The sequence below is a fragment of the Kitasatospora indigofera genome (assembly GCF_014655955.1).
GTDB lineage: Bacteria > Actinomycetota > Actinomycetes > Streptomycetales > Streptomycetaceae > Kitasatospora > Kitasatospora indigofera.
Genome location: NZ_BNBO01000006.1, coordinates 244,626 through 265,767 on the forward strand (window position 1 = coordinate 244,626; position 21,142 = coordinate 265,767).

The window sequence follows — 21,142 nt, forward strand, 5'->3', positions numbered from 1 at the left end:
TGCGGGCGCGGCCCCGTCGCCCGGTTGGCCGACCGGCTCGCCCACGGACGGGTGACGCGGGGGTGGCCGCCGTTCGGGCCCTGCTAGGAATCTGGCAGCGGAGGAACGGCACGCAAAGGATCGAGGCCGCAGTGAACGCCCTTGCCGAGGCCAACCTGCGGCTGGACGCGGGGCCGGTGGACTACGCCCTGCTCGCCGTCTACTTCGCCCTGGTGCTCGGGATCGGTTCGCTCGCCCGCCGGTCGGTCTCCTCCAGCCTGGACTTCTTCCTGGCCGGGCGGTCGCTGCCCGCCTGGGTCACCGGGCTGGCGTTCATCTCGGCCAACCTCGGGGCGGTGGAGATCTTCGGGATGACCGCCAACGGGGCGCAGTTCGGCATCCCGACCGTGCACTACTACTGGATCGGCGCGATCCCGGCCATGGTCTTCCTCGGCCTGGTCATGATGCCGTTCTACTACGGGTCCAAGGTGCGCAGCGTCCCGGAGTTCCTGCGGCTGCGGTTCGGCCGCTTCGCGCACCTGGTGAACGCGCTGAGCTTCGCGCTGGCCCAGGTGCTGATCGCCGGGGTGAACCTCTACGCCCTCAGTACGGTGGTCAACGCGCTGCTCGGCTGGCCGCTGTGGTCCTCCGTCCTGGTCGCGGCGCTGATCGTGCTGGCCTACACGACGCTGGGCGGCCTCTCCGCGGCGGTGTACAACGAGGTGATGCAGTTCTTCCTGATCGTCGCCATGCTGGTGCCGATCACCCTGGTGGGGCTGCACAAGGTGGGCGGCTGGAGCGGGCTGAGCGACCGGATCCGGGCGGTGAACCCCGACGCGGCGGAGCAGTTGAACGCCTGGCCGGCCAGCAACCTCACCGGCATCTCCAACGCCACCCTGTCCGTGCTGGGCATCGTGTTCGGCCTCGGGTTCGTGCTCTCCTTCGGGTACTGGACGACCAACTTCGCCGAGGTGCAGCGCGCCCTCGCCGCTAGGAACATGTCCGCGGCCCGGCGCACGCCGCTGATCGGCGCGTACCCGAAGGCGCTGATCGCGCTGGTCATCGTGATCCCCGGGATGCTGGCCGCGGTCCTCTCGCCGGAGCTCGCGGCGTACAAGGCCTCCGGCGGCACGTCCACCGAAGGCGTGACGTACAACAACGCGATCGAACTGCTCATCCGCGACCTGCTGCCCAACGGCATGCTGGGGGTGGCGATCACCGGGCTGCTGGCCGCGTTCATGGCGGGCATGGCGGCCAACGTCAGCTCGTTCAACACGGTCTTCACCTACGACCTCTGGCAGGCGTACGTGGTGAAGGGCCGGCCGGACGACTACTACCTGCGGGTGGGGCGCGCGGTGACCGTGCTCGGCTGCGTGATCGCGGTCGGCACCGCGTTCATCGCCAGTGGCTACAACAACATCATGGACTACCTGCAGACGCTGTTCTCCTTCTTCAACGCCCCGCTCTTCGCCACCTTCATCCTGGGGATGTTCTGGAAGCGGACGACGCCGCTGGCCGGCGGGGTCGGGCTGATCGTGGGGACCGCGGCCGCCGTGACGGTGGACCAGCTCGTCCGGCACCACGTCCTGCACCTGGCCGGGCAGGGGCCCAGCTTCGTCGCGGCGAGTGCGGCCTTCGTCCTGGACATCCTGGTCAGCGTCGCGGTCTCGCTGGCCACCCGGCCCAAGCCGGACAGCGAACTCGTCGGCCTGGTCTGGTCCCTGACGCCGAGGGACCGGCTCAGGGCGGACGACACGGCCGAGGACTCGGGCTGGTACCGCAGCCCGGCGATCCTCGGGGTCGGGGCGTTGCTGCTGGCCACCGTACTCAACGTGATCTTCTGGTGAGAGGGGCGGCAGCGTGACGGACCCGGAGGCCGGGGCGGAGCCGGCGGCGAAGGCGGGGCTCTTCGACCTGCGCCGGATCCTGGCGCTGCTGTTCGCCGTCTACGGCACCGTGCTGACGGTGATGGGCGCCACCGTCACCTCGCAGTCCGACCTGGACCGGGCGGGCGGGGTGAACGTCAACCTCTGGGTCGGGGTCGGGATGCTGCTCGGGGCGGCGGCCTTCGCCGGCTGGGCGGCGCTGCGGCCGATCCGGCTGCCCCCGGGGCCGGCCCACCCGGAGGGCGCGGACGGCCCGGACGGCCCGGATCCGGCCGGTCCGGACCCGCGCTGACCCTCGGGGCGGCCGGGCGGCCGGGCGGCGGGGCGGCGGGGCGGCGGGGCGGCGGGTCTGCCGGGGCTACCACCAGGCCGGACGCCGCCAGGGCTCCACGGTCACCCGGTCGGCGAGCACGATCACGGCGTTCCGGCGGTGGCGCAGGGCGTCCGGGGTGGCGGCCTTGCGGATGGCCTCCTCGCGGGCCTGGCCCCGGCTGTCGGCCCACTCGACGAAGGTCTGGGTGCCGGTCCGGCCGTCCGGGAGGACCACCGGGACGGTGACGTACCACGGGCTGCTGATCCGCCTGCTCCAGCTGGCGACCGGGCCGGCAGTCGGGCCGGGGTTCGGGCCGGCGAGCGGGCTCGCGGCCGGGCTCGCGACCGGGTCGGCGCGGAGCGTTCCGGCCGCCTCGGCGGACTCCACGGGCTGGGCGAAGGCGGCGGACGTGTACATGGTTCTCTCCGGGTGTGACGTGCCCGCGGAAGTGGTGCTGACTTCCGGGTGGCGGCTGCGGGCGGACGGACCGGGTACGCGGACCGGGGGGGACCGCCCGGTGACGGCCGCCGCCGGGACGGAAGGGGACCGGGGGGCCTCGAATCGCGAGGGCCGATCGGTCCCGCCTGAATCGGCGGTGATACGGGGTCGGCTTCCTCGTGTTTCAACATGTTCAAACGTTCATAAGCAACATAAAACGCCTATTGCGCGCGAGCGTCAAGGCCTGGCCGGTAGAAATGTTCGATTGTGCGGTGGTCTGCCCGGGTGCGTGGAACGGACCGGGAGGGTCGTGCGGGCGGCCTTGTCACGGCGGCCGGGGGAGTGGTCGTGCGGGGGGTGGGGGCCGGGGTGCCGTCACCCGCTGTCCGGGTGCGGTGCTGGGGAGTTGGCCCGGCCGGGGATCGTCCGGACGTCAGGAGGCGACCTCGCGCAGGCGCCGGGCGGCGGCCTCGGGCAGCACGTCGTTGACGAATGCGTCCTGGCCGGATTCGACACCGGCGAGGAATTTGAATTTGTTTGCCGCGCGTCGAATTGTGAAGAGTTCCAGATGGAGCGAGAGTTCCCCGCCGCCGTACCGGGGGGCCTGGTGCCAGGCCGCGATGTAGGGGGTCGGCGCGGACGGCGTCGGTCCGCCCCCGCCGTCCGCCCCGCCGCCGCCGGTGCCGTCCCCGTCCGCCGTGTCCTCGCCGTCCGCCGGGGTGTCGAAGAGACGGTCGAAGCGGCGCAGCAGTTCGAGGTAGATCGACGGGAGTTCGGCCCGCTCGGCGGGCCCGAGGGCGGGCAGGTCCGGGACCCGGCAGTGGGGGTACAGGTGCACCTCGTACGGCCAGCGGGCGGCGAACGGCACGAAGGCCGTCCAGTGCGTGCCGGTCAGCACCAGCCGTCTGCGGTCCAGCCGCTCGGCGGCGAGCAGGTCCTCGGCGAGGTTGCGACCCGTCCGGGAGCGGTACTCGGCGGCGCGGGCGATCATCTTCGCGGTGCGCGGCGTGAGGAAGGGGTAGGCGTAGATCTGGCCGTGCGGGTGCGGCAGGGTCACGCCGATCTCGGCCCCCCGGTTCTCGAAGCAGTAGACCTGCCGGACGCCGGGCAGGGCGGCCAGCTCCGTCGTGCGGTCGATCCAGGCGTCCAGCACCAGCGCGGCCCGCGACTCCGAGAGGCCGGCGAAGGAGGCGTCGTGGTCGGAGGTGAAGCAGACCACCTCGCAGCGGCCGGTGCCCGGCTCCGCCCGGAACAGCGGCGAAGGGCTGTCCGATGCGCGGCCGGCCCCCTCCGTGGACAGCGAGGGGAAGCGGTTCTCGAACACCACCACGTGGTAGTCGGCGGCCGGGATCTCGGTGGACCGCCCGCCTCGTGACGGGCAGAGCGGGCAGTCGTCGGCCGGTGGCCGCCAGGGCCGGCCCTGGCGGTGCGCGGCCACCGTCACCCAGTCGCCCAGCACCGGGTCGAGGCGGAGCTCCGGGCGGACGGCGGCCGGCTCCGGCGGGCGCAGGTCGGCGGCGTCGCGCACCTCGTCGCCGTCCGGGTCGTAGTAGACCAGTTCCCGGCCGTCCGCCAGCTTGGTCACCGTCTTCCGCACCGGGGCACCTCCCTTGTGCCGGGCCGTGGGCGCGGCGCGCCGGGAGGGCCCTGTGCGGTGCCGGGGGCGACGGCCCCGGCCGGGCGACGGCTCGGCCGGCGACGGTCTCCGCCGGGCAACGGCTGCACTCCGGGAAAGGCCTCAGCCGGGCAACAGCTTCAACAGAACCGCACACTGGATATCATGATAGTGGACGGGTTCGGACGTGCGCGGGCTTCGGCCGGCACCGTCGTCCGCGCGGTTCGTCGTGCGGGCCGGCCCCCGGGCGTCGCCCCGCCCTGTCAGAGGCCGGCTGCCATGATGAGGACGCGGGGCGGTCGCGGGCGGGGCCACGGACAGCCGGAGGAAGCCGGATGACAGAGAATTCTCAGCTGCTGGCACCGCAGCGACGGGCGCTGATCCTGGAACGGGTCCGCCAGTACGGCGGGGTGCGGGTGAACGAACTCACCCGGGAGTTCGGCGTCTCCGACATGACCGTCCGCCGCGACCTGGACGCGCTGGCCGGCCAGGGGCTGGTGGACAAGGTGCACGGCGGCGCGGTGTCCGCGGAGCAGACCCGGATCCTGGAGCCCGGCTTCGAGGCCAAGCTCGCCTGGGAGCTCGCGGCCAAGGAGGCCATCGCGGCGGCCGCCGCCGATCTGGTCCGGCCAGGCGCGGTGGTGGCCCTCGGGGCCGGCACCACCACGTACGCGGTGGCCAAGGCCCTGGTCAAGGTGGAACGGCTGACCATCGTCACCAACTCGATCCGGATCGCCGAGGTGTTCGAGCAGGTCGGCGACCATCAGCGGACCCCACCGACCGTGATGCTGACCGGGGGGATCCGCACCCCCTCGGACGCCCTGGTCGGGCCGCTCGCCGACCAGGCGATCCGGGCGCTGCACGTGGACATCCTGTTCCTCGGCTGCCACGGCCTCACGGCGGAGGCCGGCCTGACCTCCCCCAATCTGGGCGAGGCGGCGACCAACCGGGCCTTCGTCCGGTCCGCGGCCCAGGTGGTGGCCGTCGTCGACCACACCAAGTGGAACGTCGTGGGCCTGTCCACCTTCGCGACGCTGGACGAACTGGACTACCTGATCACCGACCGGGAGGTGCCGGAGTCGGAGGCCGCCGCCGACCGGGTGGGGCGGGTCGTGGTGGCGGAGGGCAGCCGCCGGGTGCCGTAGGGCCCGGCCGGCCGGCCCGCCGGTCGAGATCGAACGGTCCGCGCGGAACAGCCGCGCCACCCGGGTCGGGGCGGCCCGGCGTGCGGGCCCTCCCGCGGACGGGAGGCCGCCGGGGTCAGGGCCGTTCCGCCAGGACCGGCAGAAGCAGGGACTCCAGGTCCTCGGGCGACCGGCCGCCGAACCCCCGGGCAGCCGGCCTGCCCTACCGCCCTTGTGGGACTGGGGCGTTGACGCATCGAACCGGTCAGGCGACGGAGCCTCTCAAGCCCGCGTACGCGGGCTCCGGCCACGGGCCGTGGCCGGCGGGCCGGCGTGAGTCGGGTCCCACGGCAGTCGGACGCTCCGTCCGGGGGCCCGGGACGCCCCGCTCGCGCCGATCGGCCGGGGTGCAGAGTCACGCTTGCTGATCCTAGGAGTCTTAGGTTATACCTAAGGATCCTAGGATCAGTGGGAGGGCAGATGATGGCACGGGCCGGGCTGACGGCGGAGCGGGTGACGATCGCGGCCGCCGAACTGGCGGACGAGGCGGGGCTGGACCAGGTGACCATGTCGCGGGTGGCGCGGAGACTCGGGGTGAAGGACCCGAGCCTCTACACCCACGTCCGCGGCCTGGAGGACCTGCGCGGGCGGATCGCGCTGCTGGCGGCGGACGAGAAGACCATCCGGATCGCCGAGGCGACCGCCGGGCTCGCGGGCAAGGACGCGCTGGTCGCCTACGCGAACGCCTGGCGGGCGTACGCCCACGCGCACCCGGGCCGCTACACGGCGACGCAGACCCCCGTCCGGATCGACCCGGCACTGGCCGCGGACGCGCCCGGACCGCGCCGGGCCGTCGAGCTGACCTACAGCATGCTGCGCGGCTACGGGCTGGCCGAGCCCGACCTGACCGACGCCGTCCGGCTGCTCCGCAGCACCTTCCACGGGTTCGTCGCCCTGGAGGCCGCAGGCGGGTTCGCGCACGAGCGTTCGCCGCAGGACTCCTGGCTGCGTGCCCTCGACGCCCTGCACGTCCTGTTGGAGCACTGGCCCACGAGCGGCGAAGGAGACCACTCATGACCGGCCCGACCGTCGGCACCCTGCGGGTGGACGGAGCGACCCTGCACTACGAGGTGCGCGGCCACGGCCCGCTCCTGCTGCTGATCCCCGGCGGGACGGGCGGCGCGGCCGCCGTGGCCGGCCTCGCCGAGGCCCTGGCCACCGAGTGGACCGTCGCCACCTACGACCCGCGCGGGATGTCCCGCAGCACGCTGGACGACCCGGGGGCGGAGCAGACGGTGGCCGAGCACGCCGACGACGCGTTCCGGCTGCTGGAGCTGCTGTCGCCCGGGGAGCCCGCCCGGGTCTTCGGCGCCAGCTCCGGCGCCGTCGCCGCCCTGCACCTGCTCACCACCCGGCCCGAACGCGTGGCACTCCTGGTGGCGCACGAGCCGCCGGTGGTGGAGGTCCTGCCGGACGCCGCCGAACACCGCGCGCTGCTCGCGCGGGTGCGGGACACCCTCCACGCCCAGGGCCTGATGCCGGCGATGGCCGTGTTCGCCGCCGGTCTGCGGAAGGCCGGCGACACCGCCGGGCCGCCGGCCGGGGTCACCCTGCCGCCGCAGGCGGCGGCGCGGGCCGAGCGGACCATGGCCGGCCTGCCGTTCTTCGTCGGGCGCATCGTCCCGGCCTTCATGTCCTACGTCCCGGACCTCCACCGGCTGGAGGCCCTGTCCGGCCGGCTGCTGCTCGCCGCCGGCGAGGACTCCCGCGGTGAGCTGCCGTACCGCCCGGCCGCCCTGCTGGCCGAGCGGTTCGGCACCGGGCTCCTGCACTTCCCCGGCGGGCACACCGGCCTGACCACCCGTCCGGCCGAGTTCGCCGAACTGCTCCGCCGGACCCTGCGGCCCCACGGCAGCGGGCGGCCCGCCCCGGCCGGACCCGCCGGGGCGAGCCGCTGAGCCGAGGCCCGGCCCCGGCGGGGCGTGGTACCGCGGTACCACGCCCCGCCGGATGATCGGCCCGGGGTACCACGGTTCGCGCCGCCACCGGACCTAGCGTTGCCGGTGAGGCGGCCGGGACGGTCCGGCCCGCGAGGAGCGAGGGGTGACGGATGATCGAGGCACACCGGCTGACGAAGCGGTACGGGGAGAAGACCGCGGTCGACGGACTGGACTTCACCGTCCGGCCGGGGACGGTGACCGGCTTCCTGGGGCCGAACGGCGCGGGCAAGTCCACCACCATGCGGATGATCATCGGCCTGGACGCGCCCACCAGCGGGTCGGTGCGCGTCAACGGCCGCCGCTACGCCGGGCACGCCGCGCCGCTCCAGGAGGTCGGGGCGCTGCTGGAGGCCAGGTCGATCCACCCCGGCCGGTCGGCCTTCAACCACCTGATGGCGCTCGCGCACACCCACGGGATCCCGCGCCGGCGGGTCGACGAGGTGGTCGGGCTCACCGGTCTGCAGTCCGTCGCGGGCAAGCGGGCCGGCGCCTTCTCGCTCGGCATGGGGCAGCGGCTCGGCATCGCGGCCGCGCTGCTCGGCGACCCGGCCACCGTGATGCTGGACGAGCCGGTCAACGGCCTCGACCCGGAGGGCGTCCTGTGGATCCGCAACCTCCTGACCGGCCTCGCGGCCGAGGGCCGGACGGTCTTCGTCTCCTCGCACCTGATGAGCGAGGTCGCGCTGGTCGCGGACCACCTGATCGTGGTCGGACGCGGCCGCCTGCTGGCCGACACCACGGTGCGGGAGCTGGTCCGTCAGGCCGGCGGCGACGTGGTGAAGGTCGCCGCGGCCGACCCGGCCCTCCTGCGCGAAGCCCTGGCCGGGCCCGGCGTGGAGGTCACCGGCCAGGCCGGCTCCGAGGAGCTCCTCGTCACCGGCCTGACGGCGCGGGCGATCGGCCTCAAGGCCGCCGAACACGGCATCGCCCTGTTCGAGCTGGCCACCCGCACGGTCTCGCTGGAGGAGGCCTTCATGGACCTGACCCGGGACGCCGTGGAGTACCACGGCTCCACCACCGGCATCGAACCCCAGGAGCGTGCCGCATGAGCACCGTCGCACCGAGCCGGGCGACCGGGCCCGCCGCCGAGCGGCCGGCCCGCCCCGTCCACAGGGTGACCGGAGCGCGCGTGCTGCGCTCGGAGTGGGCCAAGATGTGGTCACTGCGGTCCACCTGGATCACGAGCGGCCTGGGCCTGCTCTTCCTGATCGCGTTCGGCCTGATCGCCGCCTACCAGTTCAGGTCGCGGATCTCCTCCGGCCGGCCCATGGACCGAGACTTCGCCGACGCCACTGCACTGGGCCTCTCGCTGTTCGGCACCAACTTCGCGCAGCTGGCGCTGGGCGTCCTCGGTGTCCTGGTCGCCGCCGGTGAGTACTCGACCGGCATGATCCGCTCCACCCTGGCCGCGGTGCCGCGCCGGCTGCCGGTGCTCTGGTCGAAGGCCGCCGCGTACGGCGCGGTCGCGCTGCTGCTCGGCACCTTCGGGGTGTTCGTCGCCTTCCTGGCCGACAGCCGCATCCTCGCCGGTACCCGGGCCGCGATGACGCTCTCGGACGCGGGCGTCCTCCGCAGCCTGCTGGGAGCCGGCCTCTACCTCGGGCTCGTCGGGGTGATCGGCGTCGCGCTCGGTGCGCTGCTACGCTCCGTGGCGGGCGGCATCTCGGTCCTGGTGGCCTCGCTGATGCTCGTCCCCGGCCTGGTCTCGCTGCTGCCCAGCTCCTGGCAGGACACCATCAGCCCCTACCTGCCGAGCCACGCCGGTGAGGCGATGTTCGCGCTGCAGCACGACGCGAGCACGCTCTCCCCGACGGCGGGGCTGCTGGTCTTCGTCCTGTGGACGGTCGCGGTGCTGGCCGGTGCGGCCGTCCGGCTGGTGCGCTCCGACGCCTGACGCGTACCGACACCTGAACCGCTCCCGCCCTGCCCGCGGGCGCCCCGGCCGGCCGGGGCGCCCGCGACGGCCGTTCCCCGCCCACGACGGACAGGTGAATCCGTGAACCACCAGGACAGCACCGCCACCGCCCCCGGCATTGGCACCGGCACGGGCAGTGGCACCGCCACCGCCACCGGGCGGCGCCACGTGTCTGCCGCCGCCGGACCGGCCGGCGGCGACCCGCTCTCGGGGCACCCGTTCTTCACCCACCTGGCCCGTGCGGGTCAGCGCCTGCGACAACTGGACCGCGCCCACCCGCTGATCCTGGACGCCGCGGTGGTGGCCGTGGTCTTCCTGGTGTTCTGCCTCCCCGAGCTGGTGCACGGCGGCGAGGGCCCGCGCGAGCACCGGATCGTCTTCACCCGCCTCCCCCTGCCGCTGACGACGGCCCTCCAGGCGGGCCTGCTGCTGCCCCTGCTGTGGCGGCGCCGCCGGCCGGCCGCCGCGTGTGCGGCCGTCACGGCGGTGTTCGTGCTGCAGTGGGCGGCCGGCACGGCGCTGCGCGCGGACGTGGCGCTGCTCGTCGCCCTGTACAGCCTGGCCCTGCACGGACGGCTCCGGCACCTGGCCTGGGCGTGCGCGGCGGTGGCCGGTGCCATGGGCGTGGTCGCCGTCCGGCTCTCCGCCGCGGTGGCCGTGTGGGACGCCCTGTTCTTCCTGTTGTGCGCGGCGACGGCGGCCGTCGCCCTCGGCATCGCGGTCCGGATCCGCCGGGCGCAGCTCGCCGGGCTGCGCGAGCGCGCGGCCCGCCTGGAGATCGAGCGGGACCAACGCAGCCGGCTGGCCGCCGCCACCGAGCGCACCCGGGTGGCGCGGGAGATGCACGACATCATCGGGCACAACCTGTCCGTGATCGTCACGCTCGCGGACGGCGGCGCGTACGCCGCCGAGGTGTCGCCGGAGCGGGGCCGGGAGGCGCTGGTGCTGATCGGCGACTCCGGCCGCCAGGCGCTGGGCGAGCTGCGCCGGATGCTCGGCCTGCTGCGGGAACGCGGTGACGGCGCCCCGGAGCTGAACCCGCAGCCGGGCATCGCCGATCTCGACGAGCTCTGCGCGCGGATCGGGGCCGCCGGACCGGAGGTCGTCTATCGTTCCGAGGGTGATGTGGACGGGCTCGACCGCGGGGTTCAGCTGATGGCCTACCGCATCGTCCAGGAGGCGCTGACCAACTCGCTCAAGCACGCCGGCCCGGCGACCAGGGCGCGCGTCACGGTGGCGGCCGACGCCGCCCGGCTCTGGGTCCGGGTCGAGGACAGCGGGCCGCCCGGCGGAGGCGGCGGGCCGGGCTCGCCGGGTGAGGGGCACGGGCTCGCCGGCATGCGCGAGCGCGCCGCGCTGTACGGCGGCACCGTCGTCGCCGGGCCCGGCCCGGGCAGCGGGTGGTCCGTGCTGGCCGATCTCGACCTCTCGCCGGGCCTCGACCCGTCGCCCGATCCCTACCCGTCGCCCGATCCGCACCCGTCGCCCGGCCTCGGCCTCCCGCCCGGCCTGGACGCCGCAGGAGGCCGGGCGTGACCACCGTCCTGATCGTGGACGACCAGCCGCTGCAGCGGTACGGCTTCCGCATGCTGCTGGAGAGCCAGCCGGGCACCGCCGTGCTCGGCGAGGCCGGGCACGGGGCCGAGGCGGTGCGGCTGGCCGGGCAGCTGCGGCCCGACGTGGTGCTGATGGACATCCGGATGCCCGGGATGGACGGCATCGAGGCCACCCGGCTGATCGTCGCCGCCGGCGGCCGCTCGCGGGTCCTCGTGCTGACCACCTTCGACCTCGACGAGTACGCTCATGCCGCCCTGCGCGCCGGGGCCAGCGGGTTCCTGCTCAAGGACGCCCGTCCGGAGGAACTGCTGGCGGGGATCCGCGCGGTGGCCTCGGGGGACGCCGTGGTGGCACCCGCGGTGACCCGGCGTCTGCTCGACGCCTATGCGCGCCACCTCCCGGGCCGGCCGCCCGGCGGCGCCGACGAGGACCGGCGGATAGCCGCCCTGACCGACCGCGAGCGGGAGATCCTGGTCGCCGTCGGGCGGGGCTGGACCAACGGCGAGATCGCGCAGCGCCTGGTGCTGTCGGAGTCGACCGTGAAGACCCATGTCGGCCGGGTACTGGCGAAGATCGGCGCCCGGGACCGCGTGCAGGCCGTGATCTTCGCCTACGACCTCGGACTCACCCGCCCGAACCCGCCCGCCTGACCGGCCCGCCCGCCCGCCTGATCGGCCCGGACCCGATCGGCCCGGAGCTGAACCGCTCCGGGCCCGAGCTGTCCGGGCCGGGCCAGGGCGCCCCACGACCGCGGCGAGGCGCGCCGCCCGGCCGGGCACGACCGGAGTCCCGCACTCCGGGGAAAGTGCGGGACTCCGGGGTCAGGGGGCGCGGGTCAGGGGCAGGGTCGGGGGCCGGGCGGGCCATGGGTCGGCGCGGGCCCGTCCGTCAGGCGGTGAGCCACCGGCGCAACGGGCCCGGCCGGGCGCGGTCCACCAACACCCCGCCGCGCCCGGCCGCCCGGCCCAGGCCGTAGCCGGCGGCGAGGCCGACCAGCGCACCGAGCGCCACGTCGTGCGGGTAGTGCACGCCGACCAGGACCCGGGAGACGCCCAGCGCCGCCGCCAGGACGAGGGCCGTTGCCCCGAGCCGGCGGTCCACCAGCCACAGCGCGGCCGCGCCGGCGAAGGCGATCACCGTGTGGTTGCTCGGCAACGACCAGTCGCCCGGCAGCGGGCAGGCCTCCAGGGTCGGCGCGGCGGGCAGCACCTGGCACGGCCGGGGCTCCTGGAGGACTCCCTTGAGCAGTGTGTCGGCCGCGAACGCCAGGACCACGCAGAGCGGTACGGCCAGCGCCCGGGCCATCGTCGTACCGTCGGCGCGCCGGGCCCGCCACCACGCCGCGAGCATCAGCACCGCGAGCAGGCCCAGGCCGTAGGCGGAGAACGCCGCGACCGCGCCGCGCAGCACGGGCGGCAGGTGCTGCGCCCAGTGGTCCAGCCGCAGGTAGAGGCCGCCGTCGACGCCGCGGCCGTCGAGGGCGAGCCGCACCGGGCCGGCCCTCATCGCGCGCCCGCCCGGCGGCGGGAGCGCAGCAGCTCCAGCCCGAGCGGCAGCAGGGACACCACGACGACCAGGGCGACGATCGGCAGCAGGTACCGGTCCACGTTCGGCACCGAGGAGCCGAGCGCGAAGCCGGCCAGGACCAGGCCGAGGGTCCAGACGAGACCGCCGACGACCTGCCAGAGGGTGAAGGTCCGCACGCCGACGCCGAGCGCGCCCGCCAGCGGGTTCAGGACGGTACGCACGACGGGCACGAAGCGCGCCAGGACGACGGCCTTGCCGTGGCCGTAGCGGTCCAGCAGTTCCTCCGCGCGCACGGCGCCCTCGTGCAGGCGCTTGCTGCGGGAGCGGGCCAGCAGGGCCCGGCCGCCCCGGCGGCCGACGAGGTAGCCCGCCTGGGCGCCGGCCAGGGCGCCGACGGCGGCCGCGGCCAGGACCTGCGCGAGGTCGAGGCGGGGCCCGGCGCCGGCGCCGGCGGTGCACAGCAGACCCGCGGTGAACAGCAGCGAATCGCCGGGCAGGAAGAAGCCGACCAGCAGGCCGGTCTCCGCGAACAGCACCACGGCGATGCCCAGGGCGCCGAACGCGCCGAGCAGTGATCCCGCATCCAGCGGGTTGACGGCCGACAAGGTGGACGAGAGGGTCGTCACGGTCTGCGCCTTTCTTCGAGGTTCGGGGTGCGGCCCGGGCCGCCGGGGTGCGGCCGGGCTGCGGGCCGCACCGAGGGCGCGGCCGCCGCGGGCCGGCCGTCCGCCCGGCGGTGTCAGCCGCCGATCACGGTGTTGCCGGTCACCGTGCCGCCGACGCCGTCGACGGTCACCAGGTGCCGGACCCCGTCCGGTCCGACGACCACGGCCCGCCAGGCCCGGCCGCCGCCCTGCTCCGCGACCGCGGCCAGTGACTCGACCCGGCCGTCGGGGACGGCGGCGGCGGCCTTCGCCACGGCGTCCGCCGCCGCGAGCGACGGCAGCGGAGCCGGCGCGGCCTTCGCGTCCGGGCCGTCCGCCCGCCGGCCGCCCGGGCCCGCCGCCCGCTGCCCGTCGCGGCCGCCGTCCCGCCCGCCGTCCCCGCCCTTGTGCGCCGCCCGGCCGTCGAACCGCTCGTGCTCGCCCGCGGCGGACACCCGGTCGCCGCCGTGCCGGCCCTCCTCCTCGTGGTGGACCGCGACCGCGGCCGCGCCGCCGCCGATCACCACCACCGCCGCACCGGCCACGACCCAGCGCGCCGACCGGCCGCGGACCCACCGGCCGGCACGCCCCTTGCCCGGACGCCCCGCGCCCGGCTGCTCCTGCGGTGCTCCCACGCCAACGGGCTCACTCATGCGACCCACCCCGATCTCCGCCAAGGCCCGGGCCGTCCCCGGGCAGTACGGCCAGCATGGCCGCGCGTTGCTGAAGACCCGCTGAAGACCTGAAGACGCCTTCAGCCTCCCGGCGCGGGGACCTGCCACCCTGGTGGGTATGCGTGTACTGGTGGTGGAGGACGAGCGCCGGCTGGCCCTGGCGTTGCAGCACGGGCTGACGGCCGAGGGGTTCACCGTCGACGTCGCCCACGACGGCCTGTCCGGCCTGGCCAGGGCCACCGACCACCCGTACGACGTGGTCGTGCTCGACATCATGCTGCCCGGCCTCAACGGGTACCGGGTCTGCTCCCGGCTGCGCGCGGCCGGCAGCGACGTCGGCATCCTGATGCTCACCGCCAAGGACGGCGAGTGGGACGAGGCCGAGGCGCTGGACACCGGCGCCGACGACTACCTGTCCAAACCGTTCTCCTTCGTCGTCCTCGTCGCCCGCCTCAAGGCGCTGGCCCGCCGGATCGGCAGCCGCGCCCCCCGGCGGACCGTCCTGGGCGACCTCGTGATCGACTCCGCGGCCCGCAGCTGCGCCCGGGCCGGCACCGCGATCGCCCTGACACCCCGCGAGTTCGCGCTGCTGGACCACCTCGCCCGCCGGGCCGGCGAAGCCGTCTCCAAGCGCGAGATCCTCGACGAGGTCTGGGACAGCGGCCCCGACGGCGACCCCAACACCGTCGAGGTCCACATCAGCGCCCTCCGGCGCAAGATCGACACCCCGTTCGGACGCGCCGCGGTGCAGACCGTCCGCGGCGCGGGCTACCGGCTGGCGGCCGACGGTGGCTGACCCGGCCACCGCCCGCACCCTGCGCGGCCGGGCCCGGGCCGGACTGCGCCGGCTCACCCGGCACCCCAGGGCCGCCGCCCTGGTCGACCGGCTCGCCCCGCGCTCGGTCCGCACCCGGACCACCCTCGCGGCCTGCGCCGGCGTCGCGGTCGTCCTGCTCTGCGCCTCGGCCGCCGTGCTCCTGCTGCTGCGCGTCAACCTCGAACGCACCGTCGGGACCGCCGCCCGTGAACAGGCCGCCGCCGTCTCCCGGCTCGCCGCCGACGGGCACCTCACCGCACGGCTCCCGACCGGCCCCGGCACCGACTTCATCCAGGTGACCGACGCCACCGGCGCGGTCGTCGCCGCCAGCGAGAACCTGGCCGGCCGGGCCGCCATCGCCCCCGCCGCCGCGGCCGGCCACAACAGCTACAACCTGCACGCACTCGGCGACGAACACCACCAGCGCGTCATCACGGTGACCACGGACACCCCCACCGGCCCGGTCACCGTCCGGGTCGGGGCCTCGCTGCGCACCGCGGACGCCGCCGAGGACCTCACCACGGCCGCGCTCGCCGCTCTCAGCGGCGTCCTGCTGCTCACCATCGGCGTCCTCACCTGGCGGGCCACCGGCCGGGCGCTGCGTCCGGTCGAGGCGATCCGCGCCGAGGTCGCCGCCATCGGCGACCGTGACCTGGACCGGCGGGTCCCCGAGCCCCGCAGCGACGACGAGATCGCCCGCCTCGCCCACACCATGAACGCCATGCTCGAACGGCTGGAGGCGGCCGGAGCACGACAGCGCCGCTTCATCGCCGACGCCTCGCACGAACTGCGCAGCCCGCTGGCCGTCCTGCGCACCCAGCTGGAGGTCGCCCGGACCCACCCGGACCCGGCCGTCCGCGAGGACCTGGTCGCCGGAGCCCTCCAGGACACCGAACGCCTGCAGTCCCTCGCCGCCGACCTGTTGCTGCTGGCCCGCCTCGACGCGACCGGTCACGACCTGCCGGACCGGGAGGTCGACCTCACCGGACTGGTCCACACCGCCGTCCACGCGCACGGCTCCCGGCCGCACCCCGTCGCCGTGCACACCGCGCCCGGCCTCACCGTCGCCGGCAACGCCCTCTGGCTGGGACGCCTGCTGACCAACCTGCTGGACAACGCGCAGCGCCACGCCCGGGACACCGTCACCGTCACGCTGGGGCGGGACGGACGGACCGGGGAGGCCGTCCTGGACGTCACCAACGACGGACCCGGGATCGCCCCGGAGGACCGGGAGAAGATCTTCGAACGGTTCGCCCGCCTCGACGACGCCCGCAGCCGCGACGACGGCGGCACCGGCCTCGGCCTGCCGATCGCCCGGGACATCGCAACCATCCACGGCGGTACCCTCACCGTCCTGGACACCCCGGACGGCACCACCTTCCGCACCCGCCTCCCGCGCGCCGGGAGCCGGCCGGACGAACCCCCGCACCCCTGACGGCGGGTTGGCTCGGACGGGGGCGGACACCCCGGCGGGTCCGGGCCGCCCGCGCCCCGGACCCACCCGCCCGACCCACCGGGCACCGCTCAGGAGTTGAGCCCGACCGCCGTCGCCCGGGGCGGCGCACCCGGCGCCAGCCCGGCGGCGGCCTCGCTCTTGACCAGCCAGGCCAGGCCGAAGGCGAGCACCGCCACCGACTCGCCCAGGTACGTCAGCGTCAGCGGAGAGTCCCAGGCCAGGTGGAGGACCTCCGAGACGGTGATCGTCGCGATGCAGGCGACGATCACCCAGCCGCTGACCAGGTAGACCCAGTCCCGGCCGGGGCGCGCCCCGGCCTCCGGCCGGGAGTCGGTGAACAGTTGCAGGCAGAAGAACGCCAGGACGGCGAACAGGGCGGCGGCGAAGCACAGGTGCAGGACGCCGACCACCACCTGGACCCGGCTGGGGTCGGGCACCAGGGAGTGCGGCGGTTCGGTGGGGAACAGCGCCACGAGGACGGCGAAGACACCGGCGACCGTGCTCAGCCGGTCCTCCCGCCGGTCGTAGCGGTAGCAGATCAGGAAGACGCCGATGGCGCAGAGGCCGCCGACGAAGATGTTGCGCATGTGCGTGTAGTACGAGGCACTCATCGACGCCAGCAGCGCGACCCGGGCGGAGGTGATGCTGTTGCCGATCGGCAGGACGACCGGCAGCAGTGAGCCGATCACCCCGATGCCCAGGCGCAGCCGGCGCACCGTGCGGCGGTCCTGGTCGGGTGTCAGGTCGGAGATGCCCCGGTTCGGCGGGGCGGAGTGGGATGCGTGATCGGCCATGTGCGGGCCCCTTCGACGAGCTGCGGCGCCGGCCCACGGTGAGGCGGGCGGGCGGCGCCGGTCGCGTACCGTCCGAGAACGGTCGGTGACCTGCGATGTACCCGCGCACACGGAGCGTGAAACCGGACGGCCGCCGGGCCGTGGCCGTTGACGGTCCGTCACCGTGACGCCCCCGGCCTCGGCGCGAACAGGCGGGCGCGCTAGCGTCCCTGGAGATCGTCGTCAGCACTCCTGGCACAGCCACAGCCACAGCCACAGCCACAGCCACAGCCACAGTCAAGGCCACGGCCACGGCCACGGCCACAGTAACTTCAACGGCAACAGCCACCGTCACCGTCCGGGCCGGTCGCCGGCCCCCGCACCCGTGAGGAACCGAACCCATGCCCCTCGTCCTGCCGCCCGGTGCGACCGTCCTCTTCCAGGGCGACAGCATCACCGACGCCGGCCGCGACCGCCAGGCGCACACCCACCTCGGCGGCGGCTACGCCGCCCTGGCCGCCGAACGGCTGCTCACCGCCCGGCCCGGAGTGACCGTGCTCAACCGGGGCGTCTCCGGCGACCGCGTGCGTGACCTGCGGGCCCGCTGGGAGCGTGACACCGTCGCCCACCGGCCCGCGCTGCTCTCCGTGATGGCCGGGGTGAACGACACCTGGCGCCGCTACGACCTGGGCGAGCCGAGCCCGGCCGACGTCTGGGAGGAGGACTACCGGCAGCTGCTGACCGGGCTGCGCGAGCGCTTCGACACCCAGCTGGTGCTGATCGAACCGTTCGTCGTCCCCGTCACTCCCGAGCAGTGGGACTGGCGGGCGGACCTCGATCCCCGGATCCACGCCGTCCGCCGGCTGGCCGACGAGTTCGACGCCCGGCTGCTCGCCGCCGACGGCCTGCTCAACCAGGCCGCCCGGGCCGCGGGCGGGCCCGAGGCGATCGCCGACGACGGCGTGCACCCGACCCCGCTGGGCCACCGCGTGCTCGCCGAGGCCTGGGCGGATCTCGTCCTGGCTTCCTGACCCCGCCCCGGCGACCGCCTCGCCCGGTACGCGGGCGAGGCGGTGCACACGGGTCAGGCCTCCCGGCGCAGGGCGGCGCGGCGCGGCGCGCAGAGCCCGGTGCCGGTGCTCGGGTGAAGGCCGTACCCGGGGACGACGACGGCGGCCTTCGCGGCGACAGTTCGGACCCGGCCGAGCCGGGCGACCAGCAGCGTCGCGTCGTCGCCGGAGTCGGCCGGCCGGGCCGTCAGCAGGGCCTCGCACAGCTCGTCGAGCGGAGCGCCCGGGTCGTGGACCGCGCGGCCGAGCGCCTCCATGCGGCGGTGCAGGTCCTCACCGGTGCCGCGCCCCTCGATCATCCCGTCGGTGTAGCAGATCAGCAGGCTGCCGGCCGGGACGCGGTGCCCGGAAGCAACTGGCGGGACGGCCGGGTGCAGTTCTGGAGCGACGGCGCCCGGGCCCATGGTCCGCGGGAGTGATGCTGCGTACACGGCCGGTGGCGGCCCGCGGGCGCCCGGCGGTGGCGGTGGTCGCCGTGGTCGCCGGGGCTCCGGCTGCCGCTACCGGCGCGGGTGCGGCACCGGCCGTGCGAGCAGCGGCGCCAGGGCCGGGCGGAGGTCCGCCGCCGTGCGGAAGTGCACCGTCGCCATGCCGAGGGCGGCGGCGGCCTCGACGTTGGCCGCGCGGTCGTCGACGAAGAGGCAGCGCTCCGGCGCGGCGCCGGCCCGTCCGGCGGCGTGCAGGAGGATGCCCGGGTCGGGTTTGGCGACACCCAGCCGGGCGCTGTTGACGATTCCGTCGGCCAGGCCGTCCAGGTCCAGCGTGGCCAGGTCCTCGTCCAGCCACGGCGTCCCGTTGGTGACGATCCACACCGGGCAGCGCGCCCGCGCGGCGCGCAGCAGTTCGACCACCTCCGGGTCGGTCCGGAACGGCGCCCGGGCGAAGGCGGCGGCGAGCTCCCGCGCGCGGGCGGCCGGCACCCGGTCGGCGAGGCCGCGCGCGGTCGACTCGGCCCAGGCGTCCTTGGAGAGCTGTCCGAGGACCAGCGGCCCCCCGCGGCCGGGGCCGAAGGCGGATGCGGCCGTGCTGCCGACCGGCAGGCCGGCGGCCCGCTCCAGCCGGGTCACCTCGGTGGCGTCGAAGAGCCGGATCACGTCGTCGAGGTCGCAGAGCACGGCGTCGAAGGGCGCGGTGGTCCGCGCGGTGGGGATCGTCATCAGGCCCGCCCGTCGCGATGATCGGCCGCGCTGGTGCGGACGGCCGCCGACCGGCCCCGAGGTCCGGCGCGGGGCACCAGGCTATCCGTCCCGGGCGGGCGGGTGCCGGTCGGAACTGGCCGATCCGTGCGGCCCGCCACCCGCCTGCCGGCCGTCCGCCTGTCGCTCGTCCGCCGCCTGCGGTCGGCGCGGTGCCGCGGTCGCGGTCCGCTCAGGGCTGGTAGGGGAGTTGGGGCACGTCGTAGCAGTTGGTGTACATGTCCGGGACCTGGCTGACCCAGCCGCCGCGGCCGCCGTCGGCGTCGTCCTGCCAGCGGGCGGCGTTCAGGCAGGCGCGGGTGAGGCCCGTCGGCGGTGGCGTCGGGACGAAGGAGGCGGGCAGCAGCAGGCCGCCCGCGTCGTAGGGCTGCGGGCGGTGCATGAAGTGCTCGACGCAGGCCCGGGTCGGGCCGGCGCCGCAGGAGGCCATTGCGTCGGTCAGCCACCTGGCTGCCGCCCAACCCTCCAACTCCCAGGCCGAGAGCAGCTGTTCGCGGTCGGGGAAGTACCGGGCCATGGCCTCGCGGAACTCCCGGACGGCGGGTGTCCCGATGGCGTCGTAGTTCTGGCTGGAGGAGGTGGCCCAGAGGGCGTCGCGGCAGGTGGGCGAGGACCGGTAGTCGGTGCGCGCCGACTCGGACCAGTTCTGCACATTGGTGACCTTGGCCGTCAGCCGTACCCCGGCCGGCTCCAGGGCCTGGCAGAGCGCCGTGTTGCCCCGGGTGTCCATGGCGTCGAAGAGCAGTTCGCTGCCGTCGGCCTTGATCGCCGCGGCCACGGCCTGGAACCCGGGCAGGGCCAGGTCCACGCTCTGGCTCAGCACCCGGAATCCCTCGGCGCGCAGTCCCTCCTCCAACTGCCGTGCGTAGCGGGCGGAGTCGGCCTGGTTGTAGGAGACCACGGCGGCGCTGCGGGCCCCGAGCCGCTCCTTGAAGAACCGGTACACCTCGGTGCTCTGGTACAGGGTGCCGTCCCAGCCGACGGAGCGCCCGTCGCGCGGGGCGCTGCTGCCGTAGATCCCGAAGAGGTGCGGCCAGCGCTCGTAGGCGGTGCCGATCGGCTGGCCGCCGATGTCCGGCACGCCCTTGGAGTTGACGTACGGGGCGCCCGCGTAGTCCAGGCTGCTGCCCGCGACCAGGGCGAACACCCGCTCGCCGTCGATGAGCCGGTGGACGCAGTCCTGGTTGCCGATCCCGCTGCCGCCGTCGTCGCAGGTGATCACCCGCACGCTGCGGCCGGACAGCCCGCCGCGGTCGTCCAGGGCCCTGAACCAGGCCTGCGCGCCGTAGCGCGGGCCCGCGAAGGTCTCGCTGCCGACCGGGCTGGTCAGCGAGGTGATGATGCCGACCCGGATCTCGTCGGCGGTGACACCGGTGTCGGTGGCCCCGCCGGCGGCGGCCGGGGTGCCGCCGGCCGTGAACTCGCTCTCGGGCAGCCGGCTGCCGCAGCCGGTCAGGGCCAGCAACAGGGCCGCCAGGCCGGCCGCGCGGCGCAGGCGCCGCGTGGCCGGTTCGCGCGTCCGGCTCAACTGCACCCGGGGACGGCCGTGTTGCCGCTCTGCTGGACCAGGCCGCAGAGCGTGGAGCGGGAGACCTTCCAGGTGCCGTTGTCGAGCACGGCCTGCCCGGTGGCGTCGGGCTGGATCACGGTGCCCTGGAGGGAGAGCGCGTAGGTGACGGTGGCGTCGGTCGCCGAGGTGAACTGCACGTCGGTCACCTGGGCCTTGACCTGGCCGACCCGGGGGTCGCCGGCGAATCCCTGGAGGGCGGGGGCGAGTTGCTCACCGCCCTGGAGCAGGGAGGCCTTGTCGGCGATCGGGGTGGCGGGGTCGAAGAACTTCTCCCAGTTGGTGGTCACGGCGGTCTTGGCGGCGGCCGGGTCCGCCGGGGCCGTTCCGCTCGCGGCGGCCGAGGCGGACGCGGAGCCGGAGGCCGCGGCGGAGGCCGTCGCGGAGGCCGCGGCCGACGGGGAGCTGCTGGACGTACCGGCGCCGCTGCTGCCGCAGGCGGCCGCGAGCAGGACGGCCAGCAGGGCGCCGGTCAGCCGGAGGGCGGCCGCCCGCGGCCGGGCCCCCGGCCCGGCGCCGGGCCCGGGCGGCAGACCCGGTCCGGCCTCGCGGTACTGGTCGGTGTGCGTGGTAGCCATGGCTCTCTCACCG

22 protein-coding genes are annotated in these 21,142 nt (G+C 75.4%); 12 read left to right on the top strand and 10 right to left on the bottom strand.

The window, feature by feature from the left end; translation table 11 throughout:
* Positions 1-131 precede the first annotated feature (131 nt).
* Positions 132-1,826, top strand: a complete 1,695-nt coding sequence (locus tag IE329_RS08915; protein ID WP_190210285.1) for a sodium:solute symporter family protein — start codon at positions 132-134, stop codon at positions 1,824-1,826.
* A 13-nt stretch (positions 1,827-1,839) separates the two neighbouring features.
* The gene (locus IE329_RS08920; RefSeq protein WP_190210286.1) at positions 1,840-2,157 is read left to right on the top strand and encodes a hypothetical protein; all 318 of its coding nucleotides are present in this window, start codon (positions 1,840-1,842) and stop codon (positions 2,155-2,157) included.
* A 66-nt stretch (positions 2,158-2,223) separates the two neighbouring features.
* On the opposite strand, the gene IE329_RS08925 is transcribed toward IE329_RS08920, so the two are convergent.
* Positions 2,224-2,595, bottom strand: coding sequence for a hypothetical protein (locus tag IE329_RS08925; RefSeq protein WP_190210287.1), 372 nt, complete (start codon positions 2,593-2,595; stop codon positions 2,224-2,226).
* A 454-nt stretch (positions 2,596-3,049) separates the two neighbouring features.
* Entirely contained in the window at positions 3,050-4,213 is a 1,164-nt protein-coding gene (gene galT, locus IE329_RS08930; RefSeq protein ID WP_190210288.1) for a galactose-1-phosphate uridylyltransferase, read from the bottom strand.
* Positions 4,214-4,566: 353 nt separating this feature from the next.
* Here galT and IE329_RS08935 point away from each other — a divergent pair, with 353 nt between their 5' ends.
* From IE329_RS08935 to IE329_RS08965, 7 genes are all read left to right on the top strand, one after another.
* Positions 4,567-5,376: a DeoR/GlpR family DNA-binding transcription regulator gene (locus IE329_RS08935; protein WP_190210289.1), complete on the top strand. Its 810-nt coding sequence runs from the start codon at positions 4,567-4,569 to the stop codon at positions 5,374-5,376.
* A 462-nt stretch (positions 5,377-5,838) separates the two neighbouring features.
* A complete protein-coding gene (locus IE329_RS08940) occupies positions 5,839-6,432 on the top strand; it encodes a TetR/AcrR family transcriptional regulator (RefSeq protein WP_190210328.1) in 594 nt (197 codons plus the stop codon).
* A complete protein-coding gene (locus tag IE329_RS08945; RefSeq protein ID WP_190210290.1) occupies positions 6,429-7,313 on the top strand; it encodes an alpha/beta fold hydrolase in 885 nt (294 codons plus the stop codon). The genes IE329_RS08940 and IE329_RS08945 overlap by 4 nt, the downstream gene beginning before the upstream one ends.
* A 152-nt stretch (positions 7,314-7,465) precedes the next feature.
* A complete protein-coding gene (locus tag IE329_RS08950) occupies positions 7,466-8,404 on the top strand; it encodes an ABC transporter ATP-binding protein (RefSeq protein ID WP_190210291.1) in 939 nt (312 codons plus the stop codon).
* A complete protein-coding gene (locus tag IE329_RS08955; protein WP_190210292.1) occupies positions 8,401-9,249 on the top strand; it encodes an ABC transporter permease in 849 nt (282 codons plus the stop codon). Before IE329_RS08950 ends, IE329_RS08955 begins: the two co-directional genes overlap by 4 nt.
* 189 nt (positions 9,250-9,438) lie before the next feature.
* Positions 9,439-10,806: a sensor histidine kinase gene (locus IE329_RS08960; protein WP_190210329.1), complete on the top strand. Its 1,368-nt coding sequence runs from the start codon at positions 9,439-9,441 to the stop codon at positions 10,804-10,806.
* Positions 10,803-11,477 carry a response regulator gene (locus tag IE329_RS08965; protein ID WP_190210293.1) on the top strand — a complete coding sequence of 225 codons (675 nt, stop codon included), beginning with the start codon at positions 10,803-10,805 and terminating at the stop codon, positions 11,475-11,477. The genes IE329_RS08960 and IE329_RS08965 overlap by 4 nt, the downstream gene beginning before the upstream one ends.
* 238 nt (positions 11,478-11,715) lie before the next feature.
* Here the strand turns inward: IE329_RS08965 and IE329_RS08970 are convergent, their stop codons facing one another.
* The 3 genes from IE329_RS08970 to IE329_RS08980 form a co-directional block, all read right to left on the bottom strand.
* A complete protein-coding gene (locus tag IE329_RS08970; protein WP_229927275.1) occupies positions 11,716-12,318 on the bottom strand; it encodes a phosphatase PAP2 family protein in 603 nt (200 codons plus the stop codon).
* A gap of 11 nt (positions 12,319-12,329) precedes the next feature.
* On the bottom strand, positions 12,330-12,980 hold the full coding sequence (locus IE329_RS08975) for a DedA family protein (RefSeq protein ID WP_190210295.1): 651 nt from the start codon (positions 12,978-12,980) through the stop codon (positions 12,330-12,332).
* A 113-nt stretch (positions 12,981-13,093) separates the two neighbouring features.
* A complete protein-coding gene (locus tag IE329_RS08980) occupies positions 13,094-13,651 on the bottom strand; it encodes a hypothetical protein (protein WP_190210296.1) in 558 nt (185 codons plus the stop codon).
* Between the two features lie 139 nt (positions 13,652-13,790).
* On the opposite strand from IE329_RS08980, the gene IE329_RS08985 reads away from it, so the two are divergent.
* Together IE329_RS08985 and IE329_RS08990 are read left to right on the top strand one after the other, a co-directional pair.
* A complete protein-coding gene (locus tag IE329_RS08985; RefSeq protein ID WP_190210297.1) occupies positions 13,791-14,468 on the top strand; it encodes a response regulator transcription factor in 678 nt (225 codons plus the stop codon).
* The gene (locus tag IE329_RS08990; RefSeq protein WP_229927276.1) at positions 14,461-15,924 is read left to right on the top strand and encodes a sensor histidine kinase; all 1,464 of its coding nucleotides are present in this window, start codon (positions 14,461-14,463) and stop codon (positions 15,922-15,924) included. Before IE329_RS08985 ends, IE329_RS08990 begins: the two co-directional genes overlap by 8 nt.
* Positions 15,925-16,013: 89 nt before the next feature.
* Here IE329_RS08990 and IE329_RS08995 read toward each other — a convergent pair whose 3' ends face one another.
* Positions 16,014-16,739 (bottom strand): DUF998 domain-containing protein, encoded by a 726-nt coding sequence (locus tag IE329_RS08995; protein WP_190210298.1) that lies wholly within the window; start codon positions 16,737-16,739, stop codon positions 16,014-16,016.
* A gap of 380 nt (positions 16,740-17,119) precedes the next feature.
* On the opposite strand from IE329_RS08995, the gene IE329_RS09000 reads away from it, so the two are divergent.
* Entirely contained in the window at positions 17,120-17,749 is a 630-nt protein-coding gene (locus tag IE329_RS09000; RefSeq protein ID WP_190210299.1) for an SGNH/GDSL hydrolase family protein, read from the top strand.
* Between the two features lie 53 nt (positions 17,750-17,802).
* Here the strand turns inward: IE329_RS09000 and IE329_RS09005 are convergent, their stop codons facing one another.
* The 4 genes from IE329_RS09005 to IE329_RS09020 form a co-directional block, all read right to left on the bottom strand.
* A complete protein-coding gene (locus tag IE329_RS09005) occupies positions 17,803-18,219 on the bottom strand; it encodes a SpoIIE family protein phosphatase (RefSeq protein WP_190210300.1) in 417 nt (138 codons plus the stop codon).
* 69 nt (positions 18,220-18,288) lie between these two features.
* Complete coding sequence (locus IE329_RS09010; protein ID WP_190210301.1) at positions 18,289-18,945, bottom strand: HAD-IA family hydrolase; 657 nt, start codon at positions 18,943-18,945, stop codon at positions 18,289-18,291.
* Positions 18,946-19,156: 211 nt separating this feature from the next.
* Positions 19,157-20,512 (bottom strand): ABC transporter substrate-binding protein, encoded by a 1,356-nt coding sequence (locus tag IE329_RS09015; RefSeq protein ID WP_229927277.1) that lies wholly within the window; start codon positions 20,510-20,512, stop codon positions 19,157-19,159.
* Positions 20,509-21,129 carry a hypothetical protein gene (locus IE329_RS09020; RefSeq protein WP_190210302.1) on the bottom strand — a complete coding sequence of 207 codons (621 nt, stop codon included), beginning with the start codon at positions 21,127-21,129 and terminating at the stop codon, positions 20,509-20,511. Before IE329_RS09020 ends, IE329_RS09015 begins: the two co-directional genes overlap by 4 nt.
* Between the last annotated feature and the right edge of the window lie 13 nt (positions 21,130-21,142).

What these genes read in the sequence shown, in the direction of transcription:
- IE329_RS08925 (WP_190210287.1), bottom strand. Translation starts at nt 2,595, where the DNA reads ATGTACACGTCCGCCGCCTTCGCCCAGCCCGTGGAGTCCGCCGAGGCG.
- IE329_RS08935 (WP_190210289.1), top strand. Translation starts at nt 4,567, where the DNA reads ATGACAGAGAATTCTCAGCTGCTGGCACCGCAGCGACGGGCGCTGATC.
- IE329_RS08940 (WP_190210328.1), top strand. Translation starts at nt 5,839, where the DNA reads ATGGCACGGGCCGGGCTGACGGCGGAGCGGGTGACGATCGCGGCCGCC.
- IE329_RS08945 (WP_190210290.1), top strand. Translation starts at nt 6,429, where the DNA reads ATGACCGGCCCGACCGTCGGCACCCTGCGGGTGGACGGAGCGACCCTG.
- IE329_RS08950 (WP_190210291.1), top strand. Translation starts at nt 7,466, where the DNA reads ATGATCGAGGCACACCGGCTGACGAAGCGGTACGGGGAGAAGACCGCG.
- IE329_RS08955 (WP_190210292.1), top strand. Translation starts at nt 8,401, where the DNA reads ATGAGCACCGTCGCACCGAGCCGGGCGACCGGGCCCGCCGCCGAGCGG.
- IE329_RS08980 (WP_190210296.1), bottom strand. Translation starts at nt 13,651, where the DNA reads ATGAGTGAGCCCGTTGGCGTGGGAGCACCGCAGGAGCAGCCGGGCGCG.
- IE329_RS08985 (WP_190210297.1), top strand. Translation starts at nt 13,791, where the DNA reads ATGCGTGTACTGGTGGTGGAGGACGAGCGCCGGCTGGCCCTGGCGTTG.
- IE329_RS08995 (WP_190210298.1), bottom strand. Translation starts at nt 16,739, where the DNA reads ATGGCCGATCACGCATCCCACTCCGCCCCGCCGAACCGGGGCATCTCC.
- IE329_RS09000 (WP_190210299.1), top strand. Translation starts at nt 17,120, where the DNA reads ATGCCCCTCGTCCTGCCGCCCGGTGCGACCGTCCTCTTCCAGGGCGAC.
- IE329_RS09010 (WP_190210301.1), bottom strand. Translation starts at nt 18,945, where the DNA reads ATGACGATCCCCACCGCGCGGACCACCGCGCCCTTCGACGCCGTGCTC.
- IE329_RS09020 (WP_190210302.1), bottom strand. Translation starts at nt 21,129, where the DNA reads ATGGCTACCACGCACACCGACCAGTACCGCGAGGCCGGACCGGGTCTG.